General features: G+C 59.2%; 22 protein-coding genes. 19 read left to right on the top strand and 3 right to left on the bottom strand.

Going from position 1 to position 19517, the window contains the following annotated elements; translation table 11 throughout:
* Positions 1-27: 27 nt before the first annotated feature.
* Positions 28-1026 carry an alpha/beta hydrolase gene (locus FFS64_RS19310; protein WP_137806736.1) on the top strand — a complete coding sequence of 333 codons (999 nt, stop codon included), beginning with the start codon at positions 28-30 and terminating at the stop codon, positions 1024-1026.
* Positions 1027-1119: 93 nt separating this feature from the next.
* Complete coding sequence (locus FFS64_RS19305; protein WP_137806735.1) at positions 1120-1911, top strand: hypothetical protein; 792 nt, start codon at positions 1120-1122, stop codon at positions 1909-1911.
* Between the two features lie 141 nt (positions 1912-2052).
* On the opposite strand, the gene prmB is transcribed toward FFS64_RS19305, so the two are convergent.
* Entirely contained in the window at positions 2053-2961 is a 909-nt protein-coding gene (prmB, locus tag FFS64_RS19300) for a 50S ribosomal protein L3 N(5)-glutamine methyltransferase (protein ID WP_137806734.1), read from the bottom strand.
* Positions 2962-3200: 239 nt separating this feature from the next.
* Between prmB and FFS64_RS19295 the strand changes: the two genes are divergently transcribed.
* From FFS64_RS19295 to FFS64_RS19275, 5 genes are all read left to right on the top strand, one after another.
* On the top strand, positions 3201-3791 hold the full coding sequence (locus tag FFS64_RS19295; protein WP_095196819.1) for a cysteine hydrolase family protein: 591 nt from the start codon (positions 3201-3203) through the stop codon (positions 3789-3791).
* 132 nt (positions 3792-3923) lie between these two features.
* Positions 3924-4244 carry a hypothetical protein gene (locus FFS64_RS19290; RefSeq protein ID WP_095196820.1) on the top strand — a complete coding sequence of 107 codons (321 nt, stop codon included), beginning with the start codon at positions 3924-3926 and terminating at the stop codon, positions 4242-4244.
* A gap of 88 nt (positions 4245-4332) precedes the next feature.
* The gene (locus FFS64_RS19285; protein ID WP_137806733.1) at positions 4333-4890 is read left to right on the top strand and encodes a Smr/MutS family protein; all 558 of its coding nucleotides are present in this window, start codon (positions 4333-4335) and stop codon (positions 4888-4890) included.
* Between the two features lie 77 nt (positions 4891-4967).
* On the top strand, positions 4968-5513 hold the full coding sequence (gene folE, locus FFS64_RS19280) for a GTP cyclohydrolase I FolE (RefSeq protein WP_007988130.1): 546 nt from the start codon (positions 4968-4970) through the stop codon (positions 5511-5513).
* 102 nt (positions 5514-5615) lie between these two features.
* Positions 5616-5987, top strand: a complete 372-nt coding sequence (locus FFS64_RS19275; protein WP_137806732.1) for a glutathione S-transferase N-terminal domain-containing protein — start codon at positions 5616-5618, stop codon at positions 5985-5987.
* A 175-nt stretch (positions 5988-6162) separates the two neighbouring features.
* Here FFS64_RS19275 and FFS64_RS19270 read toward each other — a convergent pair whose 3' ends face one another.
* Positions 6163-7329 carry a PLP-dependent aminotransferase family protein gene (locus FFS64_RS19270; protein ID WP_137806731.1) on the bottom strand — a complete coding sequence of 389 codons (1167 nt, stop codon included), beginning with the start codon at positions 7327-7329 and terminating at the stop codon, positions 6163-6165.
* An 82-nt stretch (positions 7330-7411) separates the two neighbouring features.
* Between FFS64_RS19270 and FFS64_RS19265 the strand changes: the two genes are divergently transcribed.
* The 3 genes from FFS64_RS19265 to FFS64_RS19255 all read left to right on the top strand — a co-directional run bounded on the left by FFS64_RS19265 (position 7412) and on the right by FFS64_RS19255 (position 10151).
* Positions 7412-7858, top strand: coding sequence for a MarR family winged helix-turn-helix transcriptional regulator (locus tag FFS64_RS19265; RefSeq protein ID WP_137806730.1), 447 nt, complete (start codon positions 7412-7414; stop codon positions 7856-7858).
* A 245-nt stretch (positions 7859-8103) separates the two neighbouring features.
* Positions 8104-9453, top strand: a complete 1350-nt coding sequence (locus tag FFS64_RS19260; RefSeq protein WP_095196825.1) for an NCS2 family permease — start codon at positions 8104-8106, stop codon at positions 9451-9453.
* A 71-nt stretch (positions 9454-9524) separates the two neighbouring features.
* Complete coding sequence (locus tag FFS64_RS19255) at positions 9525-10151, top strand: LysE family translocator (protein ID WP_137806729.1); 627 nt, start codon at positions 9525-9527, stop codon at positions 10149-10151.
* 188 nt (positions 10152-10339) lie between these two features.
* On the opposite strand, the gene uraH is transcribed toward FFS64_RS19255, so the two are convergent.
* On the bottom strand, positions 10340-10693 hold the full coding sequence (gene uraH, locus FFS64_RS19250; RefSeq protein ID WP_095196830.1) for a hydroxyisourate hydrolase: 354 nt from the start codon (positions 10691-10693) through the stop codon (positions 10340-10342).
* Between the two features lie 444 nt (positions 10694-11137).
* Between uraH and puuE the strand changes: the two genes are divergently transcribed.
* The 9 genes from puuE (at position 11138) to FFS64_RS19200 (ending at position 19294) form a co-directional block, all read left to right on the top strand.
* Positions 11138-12064 (top strand): allantoinase PuuE, encoded by a 927-nt coding sequence (gene puuE / locus FFS64_RS19245; protein WP_137806728.1) that lies wholly within the window; start codon positions 11138-11140, stop codon positions 12062-12064.
* The gene (uraD, locus tag FFS64_RS19240; RefSeq protein ID WP_137806727.1) at positions 12061-12576 is read left to right on the top strand and encodes a 2-oxo-4-hydroxy-4-carboxy-5-ureidoimidazoline decarboxylase; all 516 of its coding nucleotides are present in this window, start codon (positions 12061-12063) and stop codon (positions 12574-12576) included. Before puuE ends, uraD begins: the two co-directional genes overlap by 4 nt.
* A 90-nt stretch (positions 12577-12666) precedes the next feature.
* Complete coding sequence (gene alc / locus FFS64_RS19235) at positions 12667-13662, top strand: allantoicase (RefSeq protein ID WP_137806726.1); 996 nt, start codon at positions 12667-12669, stop codon at positions 13660-13662.
* Positions 13663-13782: 120 nt separating this feature from the next.
* The gene (locus FFS64_RS19230; RefSeq protein WP_085716886.1) at positions 13783-14286 is read left to right on the top strand and encodes an ureidoglycolate lyase; all 504 of its coding nucleotides are present in this window, start codon (positions 13783-13785) and stop codon (positions 14284-14286) included.
* Between the two features lie 50 nt (positions 14287-14336).
* Complete coding sequence (locus FFS64_RS19225) at positions 14337-15641, top strand: urate hydroxylase PuuD (protein WP_095196834.1); 1305 nt, start codon at positions 14337-14339, stop codon at positions 15639-15641.
* Positions 15642-15831: 190 nt separating this feature from the next.
* A complete protein-coding gene (locus FFS64_RS19220; protein ID WP_137806725.1) occupies positions 15832-17184 on the top strand; it encodes a nucleobase:cation symporter-2 family protein in 1353 nt (450 codons plus the stop codon).
* Between the two features lie 165 nt (positions 17185-17349).
* Positions 17350-18135 (top strand): outer membrane protein OmpK, encoded by a 786-nt coding sequence (locus FFS64_RS19210; protein ID WP_137806724.1) that lies wholly within the window; start codon positions 17350-17352, stop codon positions 18133-18135.
* 1 nt (position 18136) lies between these two features.
* Positions 18137-18472 (top strand): hypothetical protein, encoded by a 336-nt coding sequence (locus FFS64_RS19205; protein WP_137806723.1) that lies wholly within the window; start codon positions 18137-18139, stop codon positions 18470-18472.
* A gap of 36 nt (positions 18473-18508) precedes the next feature.
* Positions 18509-19294, top strand: coding sequence for an outer membrane protein OmpK (locus FFS64_RS19200; protein WP_095196837.1), 786 nt, complete (start codon positions 18509-18511; stop codon positions 19292-19294).
* Positions 19295-19517: the final 223 nt, after the last annotated feature.

The following is a 19517-nucleotide window of genomic DNA, read 5'->3' as shown; positions in this document are numbered from 1 at the left end:
TACCCAAGTAGTTCATCCTCGAACCTTATGGGTGCCTGCGAGTCCAACCGGCATCTTGATGATAATGGCGTGATGATGCTGCGAGTTTTGATCTTGAGCCTTACCCTGATGTCCGGCTTCGCCCAGGCCACAGTCCTGCAACGGCCGATCACCCTGGACACCGGCACCGGCGAGCTGTTCGGCTCGCTGTTGCTGCCAAAATCCGACAAACCGGTACCGGTTGTCCTGATCATTTCCGGCTCCGGTCCTACGGATCGCGACGGAAACAACCCCGACGGCGGACGCAATGACAGCCTCAAACGCCTGGCGTGGGTGCTGGCCAAACACAACATCGCCAGCGTGCGTTACGACAAACGTGGCGTGGCCGCGAGCCTGGCGGCGACCCCGGACGAACGAAACCTGACGCTGGAGGCCTATGTCACCGACGCCGAAGCCTGGGGCCGCAAACTCAAAAACGATCCACGTTTCGGCAAGCTGATCCTGTTGGGGCACAGCGAAGGCGCGTTGATCGCCAGTCTCGCGGCACCGAGCGTTGATGCGGCGGCAGTGATTTCCATGTCCGGCAGCGCCCGGCCGATCGATCAGGTGCTGCGCCAGCAACTGAGCAATCGCCTGCCGCCGCCACTGATGCTGCGCAGCAACGAGCTGCTCGACAGCCTCAAGGCCGGGAAAACTGACGACAACGTGCCGCCGCAATTGCAGGTGATTTTCCGTCCGAGCGTGCAGCCGTACCTCATATCGCTGTTCCGCCAGGACCCGGCTGCGGCCTTCGCCCGCTTGAAAATGCCGGCGCTGATCATTCAGGGCAGCAACGATATCCAGGTCGGCGTCAATGATGCACGCCTGCTCAAGGCGGCCAAACCGGACGCTGAACTGGCGCTGATCGAAGGCATGAACCATGTCATGCGCATCGTGCCCAACGACGTCAAACGCCAGTTGGCCTCCTACAAGGATCCGAATTTGCCGCTGGCGGCGGAACTGGGTTCGCGAATCCTCGGGTTCATTGACGGACTTCGCTCCCGTTAATTTGCTCTCCAGTCTTGTCGAAAACGGCCGATAAGACTTTGTCGCCAGCGCACTGGCTGGCGGCAAGCTGAGCTTGGACAGGATCTCGCCGTTATGACCGATACCCCGACTTCACCCGACACCACCGCTGAAAAAGACGCACCGCCAGCGGTCGAGCTGCCATGGGCGGACGTCCACGTCGAGCACCACAAAATGCTCCGCCTGGCGCCGTTGCAGACTGACCGCAGTACCGGCGGTCGGCCGTTGCGCTTCGTCGAATTCGGCTACGCCGAACGCAACGACAAGCTACGCAGCCTGATGCGCATGAGCATCTCCCTGCCCGGCCAGCGGGTGCGCAAGGAACAGAATCATCTGGACGTGTGGGTCGACCACACTGAAAAACGCGTGCATTTCAGCCCGGACAGCGGCCTGCAGGTCGAACCGCTGAACCGTGGCATCGGTCGTTTCATGGCAGCGCAAGGCATTACCTGGGCGAAAAAGCGCTGGCCCGGCTACACCGTCGACGGTATTGATCTGAACAACAAGGACGCGCTGAACGAAGACACCCGTCTGCGCCGGGATCATTTTTTGCGGGTACACGGTTTCGATGTGGTTTACGCCGACGCCCAGCATTTGAAGGGCAGCGTCAAAGAAGTGCTGGTCGGCGACCTGCTGGGGGACTGGAACACGGAAAAACTGCAAGTCGTGGAAATTCTTGAAGCGGCGCAGATGCTCCAGCAAGCCGAGCAGAATCTCGCCGAGCAGGAAGTCAAACTCAAGAAGCACGAGGAAAAAGTCAGCAAGTACAAACGTGAAGACGCCGGGTTGCGCTTCACCATTACCTGCCTGGTGGCGTTCGCGGTGTTTCAGGCGGGGTTGCTGATCTGGATTGCGACACACCGTTGAAGGCTTGAAACCGCGGCGCGGCCATCGCGGGCAAGCCACGCTCCCACAGGACTTGTGTTTGCCTCATCATTTGGGCACGACACAACACCTGTGGGAGCGGCGGTGCGACGATTCGACTTGCCCGCGATAGGTTTTTAAAGGTCAGACACGGGACGCGAACAGTGCCTGATGATCCCGGCACTGCTCGGCCGACAGCATGAACACGCCATGCCCGCCACGCTCGAAATCCAGCCAGGCGAAGTCGACTTCCGGGTACAACGCCTCGACGTGCACCTGGCTGTTGCCCACCTCGACAATCAACAAGCCCTTCTCGGTCAGGTGATCCGCCGCTTCGGCGAGCATGCGCCGCACCAGGTTCAATCCATCGTCACCGCAGGCCAGGCCCAGTTCCGGTTCGTGCTGGTATTCGTCCGGCATGTCGGCAAAATCTTCGGCGTCAACGTAAGGCGGGTTCGAAACAATCAGGTCGAAGCGCTGCCCCGGAAGACCATCGAAACCGTCACCCTGCACCGTGTAGACCCGCGCGTCGACGCCGTGGCGCTCGATGTTCTGGTTGGCCACTTCCAGTGCTTCGAACGACAGATCGGCCAGCACCACTTCAGCGTTCTGGAACTCGTAGGCGCAGGCGATACCAATGCAACCTGAACCTGTGCACAGGTCGAGGATCCGCGCAGGCTCGGTACCCAACCAAGGGGTAAAACGGTTTTCGATCAACTCGCCAATCGGCGAACGCGGGATCAGCACGCGCTCATCGACGATGAACGACATCCCGCAGAACCAGGCTTCGCCCAGCAGGTAAGCCGTCGGCACCCGCTCTTCAATGCGACGCTTAAGCAACAACTGCAGGTGAACCAGTTCGTCTTCTTCCAGATTGCAGTCGAGGTAGCTGTCGGCGATTTCCCACGGCAAGTGCAAGGCACCCAACACCAGTTGACGGGCTTCGTCCCAGGCATTGTCGGTCCCATGGCCGAAAAACAGATCCTCCCCATGGAAGCGGCTGACGGCCCAACGGATATGGTCACGCAGGGTACGAAGGCGGGAAGTGATCACGACGGCAAACTCCAGAAAAATCGACGGGCGATTCTACCAGTCAAACGTCGCCACGACGACGCAGGAAAAACACCGGAGCAGATGTAGGACTAATCTCTTTTTACAGCTAGGTATTGAACAAATCAGCCCACTTGACAACGCTGCACGCCAGTAACGACGGTGCCTACGATAGTAGCGATTCACAGAAGCGCTCAGCCAGAGGACAATGTCGCAAAAGCCCCACTCCAAGGAGCCCCAGAATGTCCGTTCCACAAACGATGTTTCAACTCAGCGGCCGCGGCTACGCAGCAGCCAAACTGAGTCATGCGACCCTGATCATCATCGATGCCCAGAAAGAATACCTCAGCGGCCCCCTGGCCCTGAGCGGCATGGATGCGGCGGTCGCGAACATCAAGAAATTGGTGACCGCTGCCCGTGCGGCCGGCCGGCCGATCGTGCATGTCAGCCACCTCGGCACTGTCGGTGGGCTGTTTGACCCACGCGGTGAGCGCGGGCAATTCATTCCGGGGCTGGAGCCGCTTGCCGGCGAAATCAAGATTGAAAAAATCCTGCCGAGTGCATTCCATGGCACGGATCTGAAAAAACGCCTGGAAGAGCTGGGTTCGGTGGATCTGGTGGTTTGCGGTTTCATGAGTCATTCCAGTGTCAGCACCACGGTGCGGGCAGCGAAAAACCTGGGTTTCCGTTGTACCCTCGTGGAAGACGCCTGCGCCACCCGCGATCTACCGTACAAAGGCGGCGTCCTGAGCGCCGAAGATGTGCAGCGGACCGAAATGGCGATCATGGCGGACAACTTTGCCGCCGTCGCCCAGACCAACGACCTGGTCTGATTCCAGGGTTGATGAGCGGTCCATGCCGCCGCTCATCCGTAAAAGCCTCTCATTAGCTGCAATTGTCTTAGCCTCAGGAACATCCCGGTCAACTTCCGGTCGAAGGGCCGATACCCATTGAGGAAGGTCGGAATGAAGTTATCCGATGGTTTTGACGCTCGCCGCTTGCGGCCCAAAGGCCAACGCAACTGGCGTTTTCGAATCGGCGCAGCCTTCGCTGCGTTGCTGGCGACGTGCGGTGTGTTGCTCGCCATGGCCGGCGTCGCCAGCTTGTTGGGGCACGCACCTGCCCTGGGCGAGATGAACACCAACCGCGCCGGTGCTGCGGTGATTCTGGCGATAGGTCTGTTCGTGCTGTACCTCGGCGTATGGATGTGGCGTCGCTGCCGGCGCCGCTCACGGCAGTCGCAGGCGCTCAACATGTCCCCGCATCTGATGAAAAAACACGACTGAGTCCAAGGCCGCGGCCGAACGCCGCGCGTTTTGTCGCGCCCCATTCGCTTCGAGTTGGGTAAACTGGCCGCCCTTCGCGGAGGCTGACATGCAAGACGACGATTTTTCCCTATTCAAAAGCGCGACCCAAGGCGTCAAGCCGATCAAGCACGATCGCGCCGAAACCGGCAAACCCAAAGCTGACCGCGCACAGATCGCCAAGCTGCGACAGGCTGCCACCGTGCGCACCGATGCCACCACCGTCGACGGACTGTCCGATCAGTTCGTCATCGATGTCGGCCCTGAAGACGAGCTGATGTGGGCACGTGACGGCGTGCAGGAAAGCCAGATGCGCAAGCTCAAGATCGGACAGATCCCGTTCGAAGGCAGCCTTGACCTGCATGGCATGAGCGTGGAAAAGGCCCGGGAAACCCTCTGGGCGTTTCTGGCCGAAGCCACCAAATTCGAAATCCGCTGCGTGCGCGTCACCCACGGCAAGGCCGTGCGCCTGGACGGCAAGCGACCGATGATCAAAAGTCACGTCAACACCTGGCTGCGCCAGCATCCGCAAGTGCTAGGCTTCACTTCTTGCCAGGCAAAACACGGCGGTGCCGGCGCGGTCTATGTGATGCTCAAACGCACCATGATGGAAGGTCGCGACGAGTAAAGCTGATGCGTCACGCTTGCAGCGTCGTGTCCGCCACCGTACCCTTGCTCTTTGCGTAAAATCCCACAGGTAGTTTCATGTCCCTGGAACAGAATTACACCGCGATTCTCGGCCAATTGGGCGAGGACGTGTCCCGCGAAGGCCTGCTCGACACGCCAAAACGTGCCGCCAAAGCCATGCAGTACCTCTGCCGCGGTTATGAACAGACGCTCGAAGAAGTCACCAACGGTGCCTTGTTCAGCTCCGACAACAGCGAAATGGTGCTGGTCAAGGACATCGAGCTGTACTCGTTGTGCGAACACCACCTGCTGCCGTTCATCGGCAAGGCCCACGTCGCGTACATTCCGAGCGGCAAGGTGCTGGGCTTGTCAAAAGTCGCGCGGATCGTCGATATGTACGCCCGCCGCCTGCAGATCCAGGAAAACCTCAGCCGCCAGATCGCCGATGCGGTCCAGCAGGTCACCGGCGCCCTGGGCGTTGCGGTGGTGATCGAGGCCAAGCACATGTGCATGATGATGCGCGGTGTGGAAAAGCAGAATTCGACGATGATCACCTCGGTGATGCTCGGCGAGTTCCGTGAGAACGCGGCGACCCGCAGCGAATTCCTCAGCCTCATCAAGTAATTGGCAATACGGAAAACCGGCATTCATCGCCGGTTTTTTTTCGCCTGTGAAAAATCAGGTAAGCTGCGCGACTTTCTTCATTTGCCCCGTGAGGCTTACAACGTGTTCGTCAAAGCGCTTCGTGTCGGCCTCGGCCAACTGATCATCTTCATCGACTTCCTCACTCGCCCTGGCAAGAAGCAGCGCCCCGCCGCCGCTCAGGCCCAGGTCGAAGCCGCCGCCAAGGGGCTGACCCTGTATCAATTCCACGCTTGCCCGTTCTGCGTGAAAACCCGCCGCACCCTGCGCCGCCTGAATGTGCCGGTGGTGTTACGCGATGCGAAGAACAACGAGCAGGATCGCCAGACCCTGCTGGAGCAAGGCGGCAAGATCAAGGTGCCGTGCCTGCGCATCGAAGAGAATGGCCAGACCACCTGGATGTATGAGTCCAAGGTGATCATTGATTATCTGGATAAGCGGTTTGCGGCGGTCTGATGGTTTTGCGGTGTCAGCACCGGTCTCATCGCGGGCAAGCCCGCTCCCACAGGTTTTGTGAACGCCACAGTTACTATGGGAGCGAGCCTGCTCGCGAAGAGGCCAGATCAGACACCGCAAACCTCGGAAAAAATAAACCGGCCCAATGGCCGGTTTATTCGTTTCTACCCTCCCCTCACGCCGCTCGCACTGCCTGAGCCTGTCGCAGCACTGCCGCCAAGCGACTGAGCCCTTCATCCAGCCGCGCCGGGTCGATGTGGCTGAAATTCAAACGCAGATGCCCGTGATGATCGTCCGGCTGCGGAAAAAACGGCTCGCCCGGCATGAACGCCACATCATCGGCCAGCGCCGCATTGAGCAACGTCCGGGTATCCAGCGGCTGCTTGAGCGTCAGCCAGAAAAACAGCCCGCCCTCGGGCACGTTCCAGTCCGCCAGATCGGAAAAATGTGTTTCCAGCGCAGCCTGGAACGCATCGCGACGAACCCGGTAAAAGTCGCGTAACTCACCAAGATGCTGCTGGAAAGGCTCACTGCCGATCCATTGCAATGCCTGCCACTGGCCGACGCGATTGGTGTGCAGATCTGCCGACTGCTTGAGCTTGAGCAAGTGCGGGAACAGGTCCGGGCTGGCGATCAGATACCCCACGCGCAAACCCGGCAGCAGCGTTTTCGAGACCGTGCCGGTGTAAATCCAACTGGCTTTTTTCAGGCGCCCGGCAATGGGTTTGGCGCTGCCGCCATCAAAGGTCAACTCACGGTAGGGCTCGTCTTCGATCAAGGTCACGCCGAACTCATCCAGCAATGCGGCGACCGCCTCGCGCTTGGCTTCGCTGTACCGCACCGCCGAAGGATTCTGGAAGGTCGGAATCAGGTAGATGAATGCCGGGCGATGTTTTTCCAGGCGTGAACGCAGTTGCGCCAGGTTCGGACCGTCCGCCTCCAGCGGCACGGTGAGGCAATCGGCGCCAAACAGCTGGAAGATCTGCAGCGCTGCCAGGTAGGTCGGGGCCTCGAGGAGGATCTCGGTGCCTTTGTCGATGTAGAGCTTGGCCGCCAGATCGAGGGTTTGCTGAGAACCGCTGACCACCAGCACCTGACTTGCCTCGCACGGCACACCCAGCGCCCGCGCCTGGGCGGCCAGGGCTTCGCGCAATGCCGGCTCACCCTCGCTCATGCCGTATTGGCCCATGGACACTGGCATGTCGGCCCACTCGACCTTGGGCAACATGGCTTCGGCGGGCAAGCCTCCGGCGAACGACATCACCTGCGGACGCTGGGCCGCGGCGAGGATTTCACGAATCAAAGAACTTTTAAGGCGCGAGACACGTTCGGAAAAAGCCATGGGGATCACCGGTAGCGAGGCCAGAGGAAAATGAGTCAAACTTGTTGACCGAAATTACGACAGCCCGAGCGGATACGTCAACATGATTGACCTTAAAAACCCGATTTCCCAGCAACAGGCCATGGAAGCGTTTTTCTTCGGCTACCAGGCCTTCACCGCCAAAGCCGACGAAATGCTTGAGCGTCGAGGGCTGAGTCGGGTGCACCAACGCATCGTGTTTTTCATCGCCCGCTATCCGAACCTGAGCGTTAAGGAGTTGCTGGCCTTGCTTGGGGTGAGCAAGCAGGCACTGAACATGCCGCTGCGCCAGTTGGTGGAGATGCATCTGGTCAACAGCGTTGCCGCTGAAACCGACAAGCGTAAACGGCTGCTGGAACTGACCGACGATGGTGCGCGTTTTGAACAATCACTACGCCGCGAGCAGGTGAAATTACTTGAGCGGGTGTTTGCCGAAGCTGGAGAGACGGCGGTGAATGGGTGGTTGGCAGTGAACCTGGCGCTTGGGAAAAGTCAGAGTGTTGTTGATTGACTGTTATGCCCTTATCGCCAGCAGGCTGGCGATGAGGCCCTCGAAGGCGATATATCCCGATTGCCAGACTTTTCGTCGACAATATCAAAAACATTATTTGCTTTATTTGTATACAAAAGCATAATCCACTTCGTGCTAGTTTCTGACCAAGCAGTCAAGAAATTCGCAAGTGCCTCAAAGGGCCGCTGCCACCCCCAAGGGTCCGGCCCTGGAAATAAAAACAAAACTCTTGAGGAGTACTCGCTGTGGAAAGCCGCAAATCCGAAGCATCGACGCTGGATCTCTCGCCGCCTTTACGCAATGGCTGGCTGGAGCGCATCTTTAAACTCAGCTTGCATGGCACCACGGTGAAGACCGAGTTGATTGCCGGTCTGACAACCTTCATCACCATGGCTTACATCATCTTCGTCAACCCCAACATCATGGCTGACGCCGGGATCGACCATGGCGCGGCGTTCGTCGCCACCTGTATCGCCGCTGCTCTGGGTTGCCTGTTGATGGGCTTGTACGCCAACTGGCCGGTCGGCCTGGCGCCAGGCATGGGCCTGAACGCTTTCTTCACCTACACCGTGGTCGGCACCATGGGCTACAACTGGGAAACTGCCCTCGGTGCGGTATTCGTGTCCGGTGTGTTGTTCATGATCCTGACCTTCTCGCGCATCCGCGAATGGTTGCTCAATAGCATTCCGGTAAGCCTGCGCTTCGCCATGGGCGCCGGTGTGGGTCTGTTTCTGGGGCTGATCGGCTTGAAAACCGCCGGCATCGTCGTCGATAGCCCGGCAACGCTGATCAAACTCGGTTCCCTGCGCGAGCCTGGCCCGCTGCTGGCCGCCGTGTGTTTCCTGATGATCGCGATCCTCAGCTATCACAAGGTGTTCGGCGCGATCCTCATCAGCATCATCACCGTGACGCTGGCCGGTTGGGGCCTGGGCCTGGTGCACTACGAGGGCATCATGTCGGCACCGCCGAGCCTGGCACCTACATGGATGGCCATGAACGTTGCCGGTGTGTTCAACGTCAGCATGATCAGCGTGGTGCTGGCCTTCCTCTTCGTGCACATGTTCGACACCGCCGGCACCCTGATGGGCGTAGCCCAGCGCGCCAACCTGGTGAACGCTGACGGCAAGATCGAAAACCTCTCTCGCGCCATGAAAGCCGACAGTGCCTCCAGCGTATTCGGCGCGGTGGTCGGTGTTCCTCCGGTAACGAGCTACGTGGAAAGTGCCGCTGGCGTAGCGGCGGGTGGTCGGACTGGTCTTACCGCCGTGACCGTAGGTGTGCTATTTATTGCAGCCATGTTCTTCGCGCCGCTGGCCGGGATGATCCCTGCTTATGCCACTGCCGGCGCGCTGATTTATGTGGCCATGCTGATGATGGGCGGCATGGCGCACATCGAGTGGGACGAAGCGACCGACAGCATTCCGGCGATCGTCACGGCAATCATGATGCCCCTGACCTTTTCGGTGGCCGACGGTATCGCGCTGGGCTTCATCACCTACGTGGCGCTGAAGGCCGGTACTGGCAAATACAAGGAAATCTCCGTGAGCCTGTGGGTGCTCTGCGCGATCTTCATCGCCAAGTTCATCTTCCTGTAAATCTTCGCGGAACGCGCTTGAAACCAGCCTCACCCCGTCGGGTGAGGCTTTTGTGCAAATGGAGGAAAGTGATGAGTCTGGAAACCTGGCTGCTGTTCAGCGGCGCTGCGCTGGTGGTAATCCTGATCCCGGGGCCACTGTCTTTGCTGATGATCAGCAACAGCCTGAATTACGGTTTGCGCCGTTCTTACCCGGCGTTCCTGGGGGGCGTGTTTGCCTCGATCTGCCTGCTGAGTGCTTCGGCACTGGGCCTGGGTGCGCTGCTGCTGGCATCGGAACAGCTGTTCAGCGCGTTGAAAATCGTCGGTGCACTGTACCTGTTCTACCTGGCCTGGCAGAGCTGGCAGCAATCGCGTCAGCCTTCCCACGGCGCCGAAGTGCCTCAGGCAGCGCCGGTGCCGCGCTTTCGCGCACTGTTCGGCCGCGCATTCATGCTGGGGGGCAGCAACCCGAAAGACATCCTGTTCTTCGCGGCTTTCCTGCCGCAGTTCTTGAGCGCCGAGCAACCGTTCCTGCCGCAACTGCTGGTGATGATCGCGACCTGGACCGTGCTGGATCTGCTGTGCAAGTTGTCCTATGGCCTGGGCGCACATGGCGCGGCGCGGTATCTGCGTAGCGGCAAGGGGCAGAGCTGGTTCAATCGGGTGAGTGCCGGGTTGTTCAGCAGTGCTGGCGCAGCCTCTCTGTTGAGCCGCTAACAGCAAAAGCTTCGTGAGCAGGCTCGCACAGTTAACCGCATTCTTCTGTGGGAGCGAGCCTGCTCGCGAAGGCGGCATCACTGGCAGCATTTTTCTCGGGACGAAAAAAAGCCCGCAGTGTGAGCGGGCGAAAGACCAAAGAAGCTATATGCGCAGTCGCTTCCAGGGTGAGGCAGCTGCTTGGGGGATCAGCTGCCGCGGTACGTCGAATAGCTGTAGGGCGAAATCAGCAGCGGCACGTGGTAGTGATCCTGTTCAGCCGAGATGCCGAAACGCAGCACCACCACATCCAGGAAAGCCGGCTCCGGCAGTTGAACACCACGGGCGCGGTAGTAATCGCCCGCATGGAACTGAACCTGATAGACCCCGGTGCGGTAGTCATCACCTTGCAGCAGCGGTGCATCGACACGGCCATCGCTGTTGGTTGTTGCAGTGGCGACCAATTCCAGCTGCGAACCTTCAACGCGGTACAACTCGACCTTGATCGAGCTGCCCGGGCAACCGTGTGCAGCGTCCAAAACGTGTGTAGTCAAACGTCCCATTGATTCTGCGCGCCTGCCTGCATGGAAGCAGTCAGACCTCGCGCCTCCCGAAGTCAGTTGAAAAGGAGACCGCACCGTTTCGGAGCACGAAAAGCTGCGGCGAGCGATTGATTAAGACACTTTTCAAAAAAATTGTACACAATAAAAACGACATTTTTGCGACCCGCTGCGCCATCCGGTGATTTCCCGGCGATTTAACCTCAAAGCGCAAGATTGCTGAACCCCGGAGACATTAGCTGACCAATCAGGCAGATTTCTTGTAGGTCCGTGTCAATCGCACGCAAAGATGACCGTTAGCGAAAAATGCGAAAAATCAGGCTTACAAAGTGAATATAAAGTTGTATACAATCATCCCATCGCTGTGACGCCAGCCTGACTTCCCACTTGCAGGCGCGCTACACAACCCTGACTTTGTATAAGCCACGAATAAGAAGGAAGACTGCAGTGAGCGCTGACTACCCACGCGACCTGACCGGTTACGGCAGTAACCCTCCTCACCCACACTGGCCGGGCAATGCCCGGATCGCCCTGTCCTTCGTACTCAATTACGAAGAGGGTGGCGAGCGCAACATCCTGCACGGTGATAAAGAATCCGAAGCGTTCCTTTCGGAGATGGTCTCGGCGCAACCGCTGCAAGGCGCGCGCAACATGAGCATGGAATCGCTGTACGAGTATGGCAGCCGCGCCGGCGTCTGGCGGATTCTGAAACTGTTCAAGGAATTCGACATTCCGCTGACCATCTTCGCCGTCGCCATGGCCGCCCAGCGTCATCCGGAAGTGATCCGCGCCATGGTCGATGCCGGCCACGAGATCTGCAGCCACGGCTACCGCTGGATCGACTACCAATACATGGACGAAGCCCAGGAACGCGAGCACATGCTCGAAGCGATCCGCATCCTCACCGAAATCACCGGCGAACGTCCGCTGGGTTGGTACACCGGTCGCACCGGCCCGAACACCCGTCGCCTGGTGATGGAAGAAGGTGGTTTCCTCTATGACAGCGACACCTACGACGACGACCTGCCCTATTGGGAACCGAATAACCCGACCGGTAAGCCGCACCTGGTGATCCCCTACACCCTGGACACCAACGACATGCGCTTCACCCAGGTCCAGGGCTTCAACAAGGGCGACGATTTCTTCGAATACCTCAAGGATGCATTCGATGTGCTGTACGCCGAAGGCGCCGATGCACCGAAGATGCTGTCGATCGGCCTGCACTGCCGCCTGATCGGCCGTCCGGCGCGTCTGGCCTCGCTCAAGCGCTTTATCGAATACGCTAAAAGTCATGAACAGGTGTGGTTCAGCCGTCGCGTCGACATCGCACGCCACTGGCAGCAAACCCACCCGTACCAAGGGGCTGCCAAATGAGCACCTTTCAAACCGTCAAACCCTCGACCCTGAGCCGCGACGCCTTCGTCAACGCCTTCGCCGATATCTACGAACATTCGCCATGGGTAGCCGAAAAGGCTTTCGAGCTGGGCCAGGACGCTTCGATCGACGAGATCGAAACCCTGCACCAGCGCATGAGCGACATCCTGTTGAGCGCCGATCACGCCAGTCAGCTGGCACTGATCAACGCCCACCCGGACCTGGCCGGCAAAGCTGCCGTCCAGGGCCAGCTTACCGCGGCCAGCACTGAAGAACAGTCTGGCGCGGGGATTCACCAATGCACGGCCGAAGAGTTTTCTCGCTTCACCGAGCTGAACGACGCCTACAAGGCCAAGTTCAAGTTTCCCTTCATCATGGCGGTAAAAGGCAGCAACCGGCATCAGATCCTCGCAGCGTTCGAAACGCGCATCCACAACCCAGTCGACACCGAGTTCAAGTGCGCGCTGGCGGAGATCAACAAGATCGCCCTGTTCCGATTACTGACCCTATAGCGATCCTGGCCCGAGTTCGCTCATGAACGCCGAACGAACCCAGGGCCCCGAGAGCATCCCAAGCCAACTTATTAAAGGCAGACAAGAAGAATGAAAGCTTACGCCGTACCTTTCGAGAAGTTCGTCAACCTGGCCGACGCCCGCCTGGGCACCAAAATCATCTCGGTCACCGATGACTGGTTCGCAGACGCCAACCGTCTGTTCCAACCGACCCCGGCCGTGTGGAAGGAGGGCGTGTTCGATGACAACGGCAAGTGGATGGATGGCTGGGAGTCGCGCCGCAAGCGCTTCGAAGGCTACGACAGCGCGGTAATCCGCCTGGGCGTGCCGGGCTCGATCAAAGGCGTGGACATCGACACTTCATTCTTCACCGGTAACTTCCCGCCGTCGGCCTCCCTGGAAGCCTGCTTCCTGGCCGAAGGCGAGCCGGACGAAAACACCCAGTGGACTGAAGTGCTGTCCGCCGTCGAGCTGCAAGGCAACAGCCACCACTACCATGAAATCAGCAACGACCAGGCCTTCAGCCACCTGCGCTTCAACATCTACCCGGATGGCGGCGTGGCCCGTCTGCGTGTGTACGGCGTACCGTTCCGCGACTGGTCGGCTGTCGGTGACAACGAGCAGGTTGACCTGGCAGCCGCCCTGAACGGTGGCCGCGCCCTCGCCTGCTCCGACGAACACTTCGGCCGCATGAGCAACATCCTCAACCCGGGCCGTGGCATCAACATGGGCGATGGCTGGGAAACCGCACGTCGTCGCACGCCTGGCAATGACTGGGTGATCGTCGCCCTGGGCCATGCCGGTGAAGTCGAGAAAGTCATCGTCGACACTCTGCACTTCAAGGGCAACTACCCGGACAGCTGCTCGATCCAGGGCGCGTTCGTCAAGGGCGGTACCGACAGCCAGATCGAAACCCAGTCGCTGTTCTGGCGCGAACTGCTGCCAAGCCAGAAACTGGAAATGCACGCCGAACACACCTTCGCCGAGCAGATCAAGGCGCTGGGCCCTATCACTCACATCCGCCTGAACGTGTTCCCGGATGGTGGCGTGAGTCGCCTGCGCGTCCTGGGCAAGGTCGCTAAATAAGCGCTGAACCCAATCGCCAGCAGGCTGGCTCCCACAGGGGAATGCATTCCAAATGTGGGAGCTGGCTTGCCAGCGATGACAATAGAACCAACAACACAGAATTCGGATAAGAAGACCAGCATGCGCACACTGACGATTGAACCGCTGACCAAAGAAGCCTTCGCCCCTTTCGGTGACGTCATCGAAACCGACGGCAGCGATCACTTCATGATCAACAACGGTTCGACCATGCGCTTCCACAAACTGGCGACGGTGGAAACCGCCACGCCAGAGGACAAGGCGATCATCAGCATTTTCCGCGCCGACGCGCAGGACATGCCCCTGACCGTCAGCATGCTGGAGCGTCATCCGCTGGGCAGCCAGGCTTTCATTCCGCTGCTCGGCAACCCCTTTCTGATCGTGGTCGCGCCACTTGGCGATGTACCTGTATCAGGCTTGGTCCGCGCCTTCGTCACCAACGGCAGGCAGGGCATTAATTACCATCGCGGCGTCTGGCACCACCCGGTGCTGACGATCGAAAAGCGGGATGACTTCCTGGTGGTTGATCGCAGTGGCACAGGCAATAACTGCGATGAGCATTTTTTCAAAGAGGATGAGCGTTTGATCCTCGCCCCCCACCAATAAGAGAAGGTCTGATCACTCGACAACAGAGTGACAGGCGAGAGGTAAAGACTGTGGAAGCACATCTGTTGGAATGGCTGAACCTGAGCGTGCGCTGGGTTCATATGATTACCGGTGTGGCCTGGATCGGCGCGTCGTTCTACTTCGTCTGGCTGGAAAACAACCTCAATCGGGTCAACCCGAAAAGCGGTCTGGCCGGTGATTTGTGGGCGATCCACGGCGGCGGCATCTACCACCTGGAAAAATACAAACTGGCCCCACCGACCATGCCGGACAACCTGCACTGGTTCAAATGGGAAGCCTACTTCACCTGGCTGTCGGGGATCGCGCTGCTGTGCGTGGTGTTCTACTCCAACCCGACGCTCTACCTGCTGGCTCCGGGCAGCACCCTGAGCGGTCCTGAAGGCGTGGCCATCGGTCTGGGCTCGCTGTTTATCGGCTGGTTCATCTACTCCTTCCTCTGCGACTCGGCCCTGGGCAAACGCCCTGCTTTGCTGGGTTTCATCCTGTTCGTGCTGATCATCGGCGCCGCCTACGGCTTCAGCAAGGTGTTCAGCGGTCGTGGTGCGTACCTGCACGTCGGCGCGATCATCGGCACCATCATGGTCGGCAACGTGTTCCGCATCATCATGCCGGCCCAGCGCGCACTGGTCGCGGCCATCGCCGAAAACCGCACGCCCGATCCGGCGCTGCCGGCCAAAGGCCTGCTGCGTTCGCGTCACAACAACTACTTCACCCTGCCGGTGTTGTTCATCATGATCAGCAACCACTTCCCGAGCACCTACGGCAGCCAGTACAACTGGTTGATCCTGGCCGGGATCGCGGTGCTGGCGGTGTTGGTGCGTCACTACTTCAACACCCGTCACGACAGCCACAAGTATGCCTGGACCCTGCCGGTGGCAGCGGTGGGCATGATTTGCCTGGCTTATGTCTCCGGTCCGAAGCCGATGTCCAGCGCCCCGGAAGTGGCCAAGGCACCTGCTGCGATCGAGTATCAACCCCTGCCGGAAACAGCAGTGGGCGGTGGTTTGAAACCGGCTGAAGCAAAACCTGCAGAGGCGCCTGCCGCCGCACCGGCGCAAGCGTCCAACGCAGGCCCTGGTTTCGACAAGGTGCACAGCGTGATTCAGGAACGTTGCGCGGTCTGCCACTCGGCCAAACCGACCAGCCCGCTGTTCAGCGCTGCTCCGGGCGGCGTGATGCTCGACACGCCCGAGCAGATCCGCCAGAACGCGGCGCGGATCCAGGCTCAAGCGGTCGCCACCCAGATCATGCCGCTGGGCAACATCACCCAGATGACCCAGCAGGAACGTGACCTGATCGGTGCCTGGATCGTTCAGGGTGCCCCGACCAACTAAGTAAAAAGCTTCGCGAGCAGGCTCGCTCCCACATGGACACCATCAATCCCTGTGGGAGCGGGCTTGCCCGCGAAAGCGTCAGGTCAGTCAATGTGATGTTGAGTCCAATGACCTCTTCGCGAGCAAGCCCGCTCCCACAGGTTTGCTTGATGCAAAAAATCACAAGAATAAAAAAGATCCGAGGTGTTGCATGTCCGAGCTATCCCAAGCGCGCATCCCCGACGCACCCGCCATTCAGCGTTTGCCCCTTTTGCAACTGATCCTGGTTGGCCTGCAACACGTTCTGCTGATGTACGGCGGAGCCATCGCGGTGCCGCTGATCATCGGACAGGCCGCTGGCCTGAGTCGTGAAGAAATCGCCTTCCTGATCAATGCCGACCTGCTGGTCGCCGGCATCGCCACCATTGTTCAATCCTTGGGCATCGGCCCCATGGGCATCCGCATGCCGGTGATGATGGGCGCCAGTTTCGCCGCCGTCGGCAGCATGGTTGCCATGGCCGGCATGCCCGGTATCGGCCTGCAAGGCATCTTCGGCGCCACCATCGCCGCCGGATTCTTCGGCATGCTCATCGCCCCGTTCATGTCCAAGGTCGTACGTTTCTTCCCGCCGCTGGTGACCGGCACGGTCATCACCTCGATCGGTTTGTCGCTGTTCCCCGTCGCCGTGAACTGGGCCGGTGGTGGCGCCGAAGCCGCCCAATTCGGTTCCCCGATCTACCTGACCATTGCCGCGCTGGTGCTGGGCACCATCCTGTTGGTCCATCGCTTCATGCGCGGTTTCTGGGTCAATATTTCCGTGCTGATCGGCATGTGCCTGGGCTATGTGCTCTGCGGTCTGATCGGTATGGTTGACCTCAGTGGCATGGCCCAGGCGCCATGGCTGCAATTCGTGACCCCGCTGCACTTCGGCATGCCGAAGTTCGAACTCGCACCGATTCTTTCGATGTGCCTGGTGGTGGTGATCATTTTCGTCGAGTCCACCGGGATGTTCCTCGCGCTGGGCAAGATCACCGGTCAGGAAGTCTGCCCGCGCATGTTGCGTCGCGGCTTGCTGTGCGATGCCGGCGCCTCGTTCTTCGCTGGCTTCTTCAACACCTTCACCCACTCCTCCTTCGCGCAGAACATCGGCCTGGTGCAGATGACCGGTGTGCGCTGCCGTTCGGTGACCATCGTCGCCGGCGGCTTGCTGATCGTCCTGAGTCTGCTGCCAAAAGCGGCGTTCCTGGTGGCCTCGATTCCGCCTGCGGTACTGGGCGGTGCGGCCATCGCGATGTTCGGCATGGTCGCCGCCACCGGGATCAAGATTCTTCAGGAGGCCGACATCGGTGACCGTCGCAACCAGTTGCTGGTAGCGGTGAGCATCGGCATGGGTTTGATCCCGGTGGTGCGTCCGGAGTTTTTCGCCCATCTGCCCGTGTGGATGAGCCCGATCACCCACAGCGGCATCGCCATGGCCACCCTCAGCGCCCTGACGTTGAACCTGTTGTTCAACATTCTCGGCGGCACCGAACGCGCCGCCGCCAACGACTGTCACGCCCACTGAACTGACAGACAACACACGAAACCTGTGGGAGCGAGCCTGCTCGCGAAAGCGGTCTGACAGTCAACATCTCTGTTGAATGTATCGCCCTCTTCGCGAGCAGGCTCGCCCCCACAGGATCGGGGGCTGCCTGCGCCTTGCAAAAATAAAAACAAGAAGGAGCAACAGATGATTCGTACCCAGAAAACCATGCTGTTGGGTGGCTGTCTTTTGGCTGCCAGCCAGGCCATGGCCGGCGATTTGCTGCTGTGGCAAACCAACAGCCTGAGCTATCTGTACGGCAAGGATTTCGCGATCAACCCGTCGATCCAGCAGACGATCACCTTCGAACACGCCGATCGCTGGAAGTACGGCGACAACTTCCTGTTCGTCGACAGCACCTACTACAACGGCGCGAAAGACCGGAACAAAGGCGTTCACGCCTATTACGGCGAATTCAGCCCGCGCCTCTCCTTCGGCAAAATCCTCGACCGCCGCTTCGAATTCGGCCCGATCAAGGACGTGTTGCTGGCCATGACCTACGAGAATGGCGAAGACGACAGCGAAGCCTATCTGATTGGCCCCGGTTTCGACCTCAAGGTACCGGGCTTCAACTTTTTCACGCTGAACTTCTACTATCGCCAGACCGAAGGCTCGCGCCCTGGCGACGATGTCTGGCAGATCACGCCAGCCTGGTCTTACACCCTGCCACTGGGCAACTCGAGCCTGTTGATCGACGGCTACATCGACTGGGTCGTGGACAACGACCAGAACTCGCGCGGCACCTATCACGCTAACCTGCACTTCAACCCGCAGATCAAATATGACCTGGGCAAAGCCTTCGGCTGGCGTGAGAAGCAGGTGTATGTCGGCGTCGAGTACAGCTACTGGAAAGACAAGTACGGCGTCGAAAACAACACCAACCTCGACACCCATGAAAGCACCACCAGCCTGCTGGTGAAGGTGCACTTCTAAGATGATCCGCAACCGTGCCCCAAACCTGTCGTCGGTGCGCTGTTGCGGAGCACTTGAGAGCGGGCCCTGGAGTCAGTATTCTCCGCGGCCGCCTGAATCCGCTTTAAAAAAAAGCCCGGATTTAATTCCTGACCAGAAAGCCAACTTATCCCGGCACTGGACGGTACCAAGGCATTCCCCAATCACTCTCAATCGACTGTTTTTGAGCAGCCGAGCGGGAGTTTTTTTGTTTTCGATAACCTTGGCGCAGCGTTTGCTGACAGCACTCAAGCTGACCGCATGGATGATTTTTTTTGCCGTTACAGAAAAAGGCGCCACACCAGAGCGTCGACCTTAAAAAAACATGAAACCACTACTTTTTGGGAGCAACCGAATGAAACGCACGTGCACTAGCCTGATGCTGGCGGGATCAATGCTGGCAGGGGGGCAGGCCATGGCCGGCGACTTGCTGCAATGGCAGAACAACAGCCTGACCTATCTGTATGGCAAGGACTTCCAGGTCAACCCGCGCATTCAGCAGACGGTGACCTTCGAACACGCCGATGGCTGGAAATACGGTGACAACTTCTTCTTTATCGACAAGATCTTCTATAACGGCAAGGAAGATGCGTTCGCGGGCGAGAACACCCACTACGGTGAATTCGCCCCGCGCCTGTCGTTCGGCAAGATCTTCGACCAGAAGCTGGAATTCGGCCCGATCAAGGACGTCCTGCTGGCCATGACCTATGAGTTCGGCGAGAACGACACCGAGTCCTACCTGATCGGTCCAGGCTTCGATCTGGCCATCCCCGGTTTCGACTACTTCCAGTTGAACTTCTACAACCGTCATACCGAAGGCAGCCGTCCGGGTGACGATATCTGGCAGATCACTCCGGTCTGGTCCTACACCATCCCGGTGGGCGATTCCGACGTACTTATCGACGGTTTCATGGATTGGGTGGTCGACAACGACTCCAACTCCAAAGGCGAATACCACGCCAACCTGCACTTCAACCCACAGATCAAGTACGACCTGGGCAAGGCGCTGAATCTGGGCGAGAAGCAGTTGTACGTCGGTGTTGAATACGATTACTGGAAAAATAAATACGGTATCGAAGACAGCGAGGGCTTCAAGACCGATCAGAGCGTGACCAGCTTCCTGGTCAAGGTTCACTTCTGATCTGAAAAGCTTCGTCGGAACGCCGCCCGGAGCCGGCTCGCTCCCACAGTTGATCTTTGTCGCACTGAAGATCCTCTGTGGGAGCGAGACTGCTCGCGAATGCCGCGACACCGATCTCAAGCCGATACCACAGGCTCCGCCAACCCCAGAAACCGGCACAACTCTTCCTTCTTGGCCAACGCATCCCGCCGTCCCAGATCAATCAACTCGCTGCAATACCCCG

The sequence above is a fragment of the Pseudomonas sp. G(2018) genome (genome assembly GCF_005502415.1).
Classification (GTDB): domain Bacteria; phylum Pseudomonadota; class Gammaproteobacteria; order Pseudomonadales; family Pseudomonadaceae; genus Aquipseudomonas.
This window is presented reverse-complemented; position numbering and strand designations above follow the sequence as displayed.

What these genes read in the sequence shown, in the direction of transcription:
- alc (WP_137806726.1), top strand. Translation starts at nt 12,667, where the DNA reads ATGAAAGCTTACGCCGTACCTTTCGAGAAGTTCGTCAACCTGGCCGAC.
- FFS64_RS19205 (WP_137806723.1), top strand. Translation starts at nt 18,137, where the DNA reads ATGATCCGCAACCGTGCCCCAAACCTGTCGTCGGTGCGCTGTTGCGGA.
- FFS64_RS19200 (WP_095196837.1), top strand. Translation starts at nt 18,509, where the DNA reads ATGAAACGCACGTGCACTAGCCTGATGCTGGCGGGATCAATGCTGGCA.
- uraD (WP_137806727.1), top strand. Translation starts at nt 12,061, where the DNA reads ATGAGCACCTTTCAAACCGTCAAACCCTCGACCCTGAGCCGCGACGCC.
- FFS64_RS19285 (WP_137806733.1), top strand. Translation starts at nt 4,333, where the DNA reads ATGCAAGACGACGATTTTTCCCTATTCAAAAGCGCGACCCAAGGCGTC.
- uraH (WP_095196830.1), bottom strand. Translation starts at nt 10,693, where the DNA reads ATGGGACGTTTGACTACACACGTTTTGGACGCTGCACACGGTTGCCCG.
- FFS64_RS19210 (WP_137806724.1), top strand. Translation starts at nt 17,350, where the DNA reads ATGATTCGTACCCAGAAAACCATGCTGTTGGGTGGCTGTCTTTTGGCT.
- FFS64_RS19295 (WP_095196819.1), top strand. Translation starts at nt 3,201, where the DNA reads ATGTCCGTTCCACAAACGATGTTTCAACTCAGCGGCCGCGGCTACGCA.
- FFS64_RS19310 (WP_137806736.1), top strand. Translation starts at nt 28, where the DNA reads ATGGGTGCCTGCGAGTCCAACCGGCATCTTGATGATAATGGCGTGATG.
- FFS64_RS19265 (WP_137806730.1), top strand. Translation starts at nt 7,412, where the DNA reads ATGATTGACCTTAAAAACCCGATTTCCCAGCAACAGGCCATGGAAGCG.
- FFS64_RS19290 (WP_095196820.1), top strand. Translation starts at nt 3,924, where the DNA reads ATGAAGTTATCCGATGGTTTTGACGCTCGCCGCTTGCGGCCCAAAGGC.
- FFS64_RS19255 (WP_137806729.1), top strand. Translation starts at nt 9,525, where the DNA reads ATGAGTCTGGAAACCTGGCTGCTGTTCAGCGGCGCTGCGCTGGTGGTA.
- FFS64_RS19230 (WP_085716886.1), top strand. Translation starts at nt 13,783, where the DNA reads ATGCGCACACTGACGATTGAACCGCTGACCAAAGAAGCCTTCGCCCCT.
- folE (WP_007988130.1), top strand. Translation starts at nt 4,968, where the DNA reads ATGTCCCTGGAACAGAATTACACCGCGATTCTCGGCCAATTGGGCGAG.
- FFS64_RS19270 (WP_137806731.1), bottom strand. Translation starts at nt 7,329, where the DNA reads ATGGCTTTTTCCGAACGTGTCTCGCGCCTTAAAAGTTCTTTGATTCGT.
- FFS64_RS19305 (WP_137806735.1), top strand. Translation starts at nt 1,120, where the DNA reads ATGACCGATACCCCGACTTCACCCGACACCACCGCTGAAAAAGACGCA.
- FFS64_RS19220 (WP_137806725.1), top strand. Translation starts at nt 15,832, where the DNA reads ATGTCCGAGCTATCCCAAGCGCGCATCCCCGACGCACCCGCCATTCAG.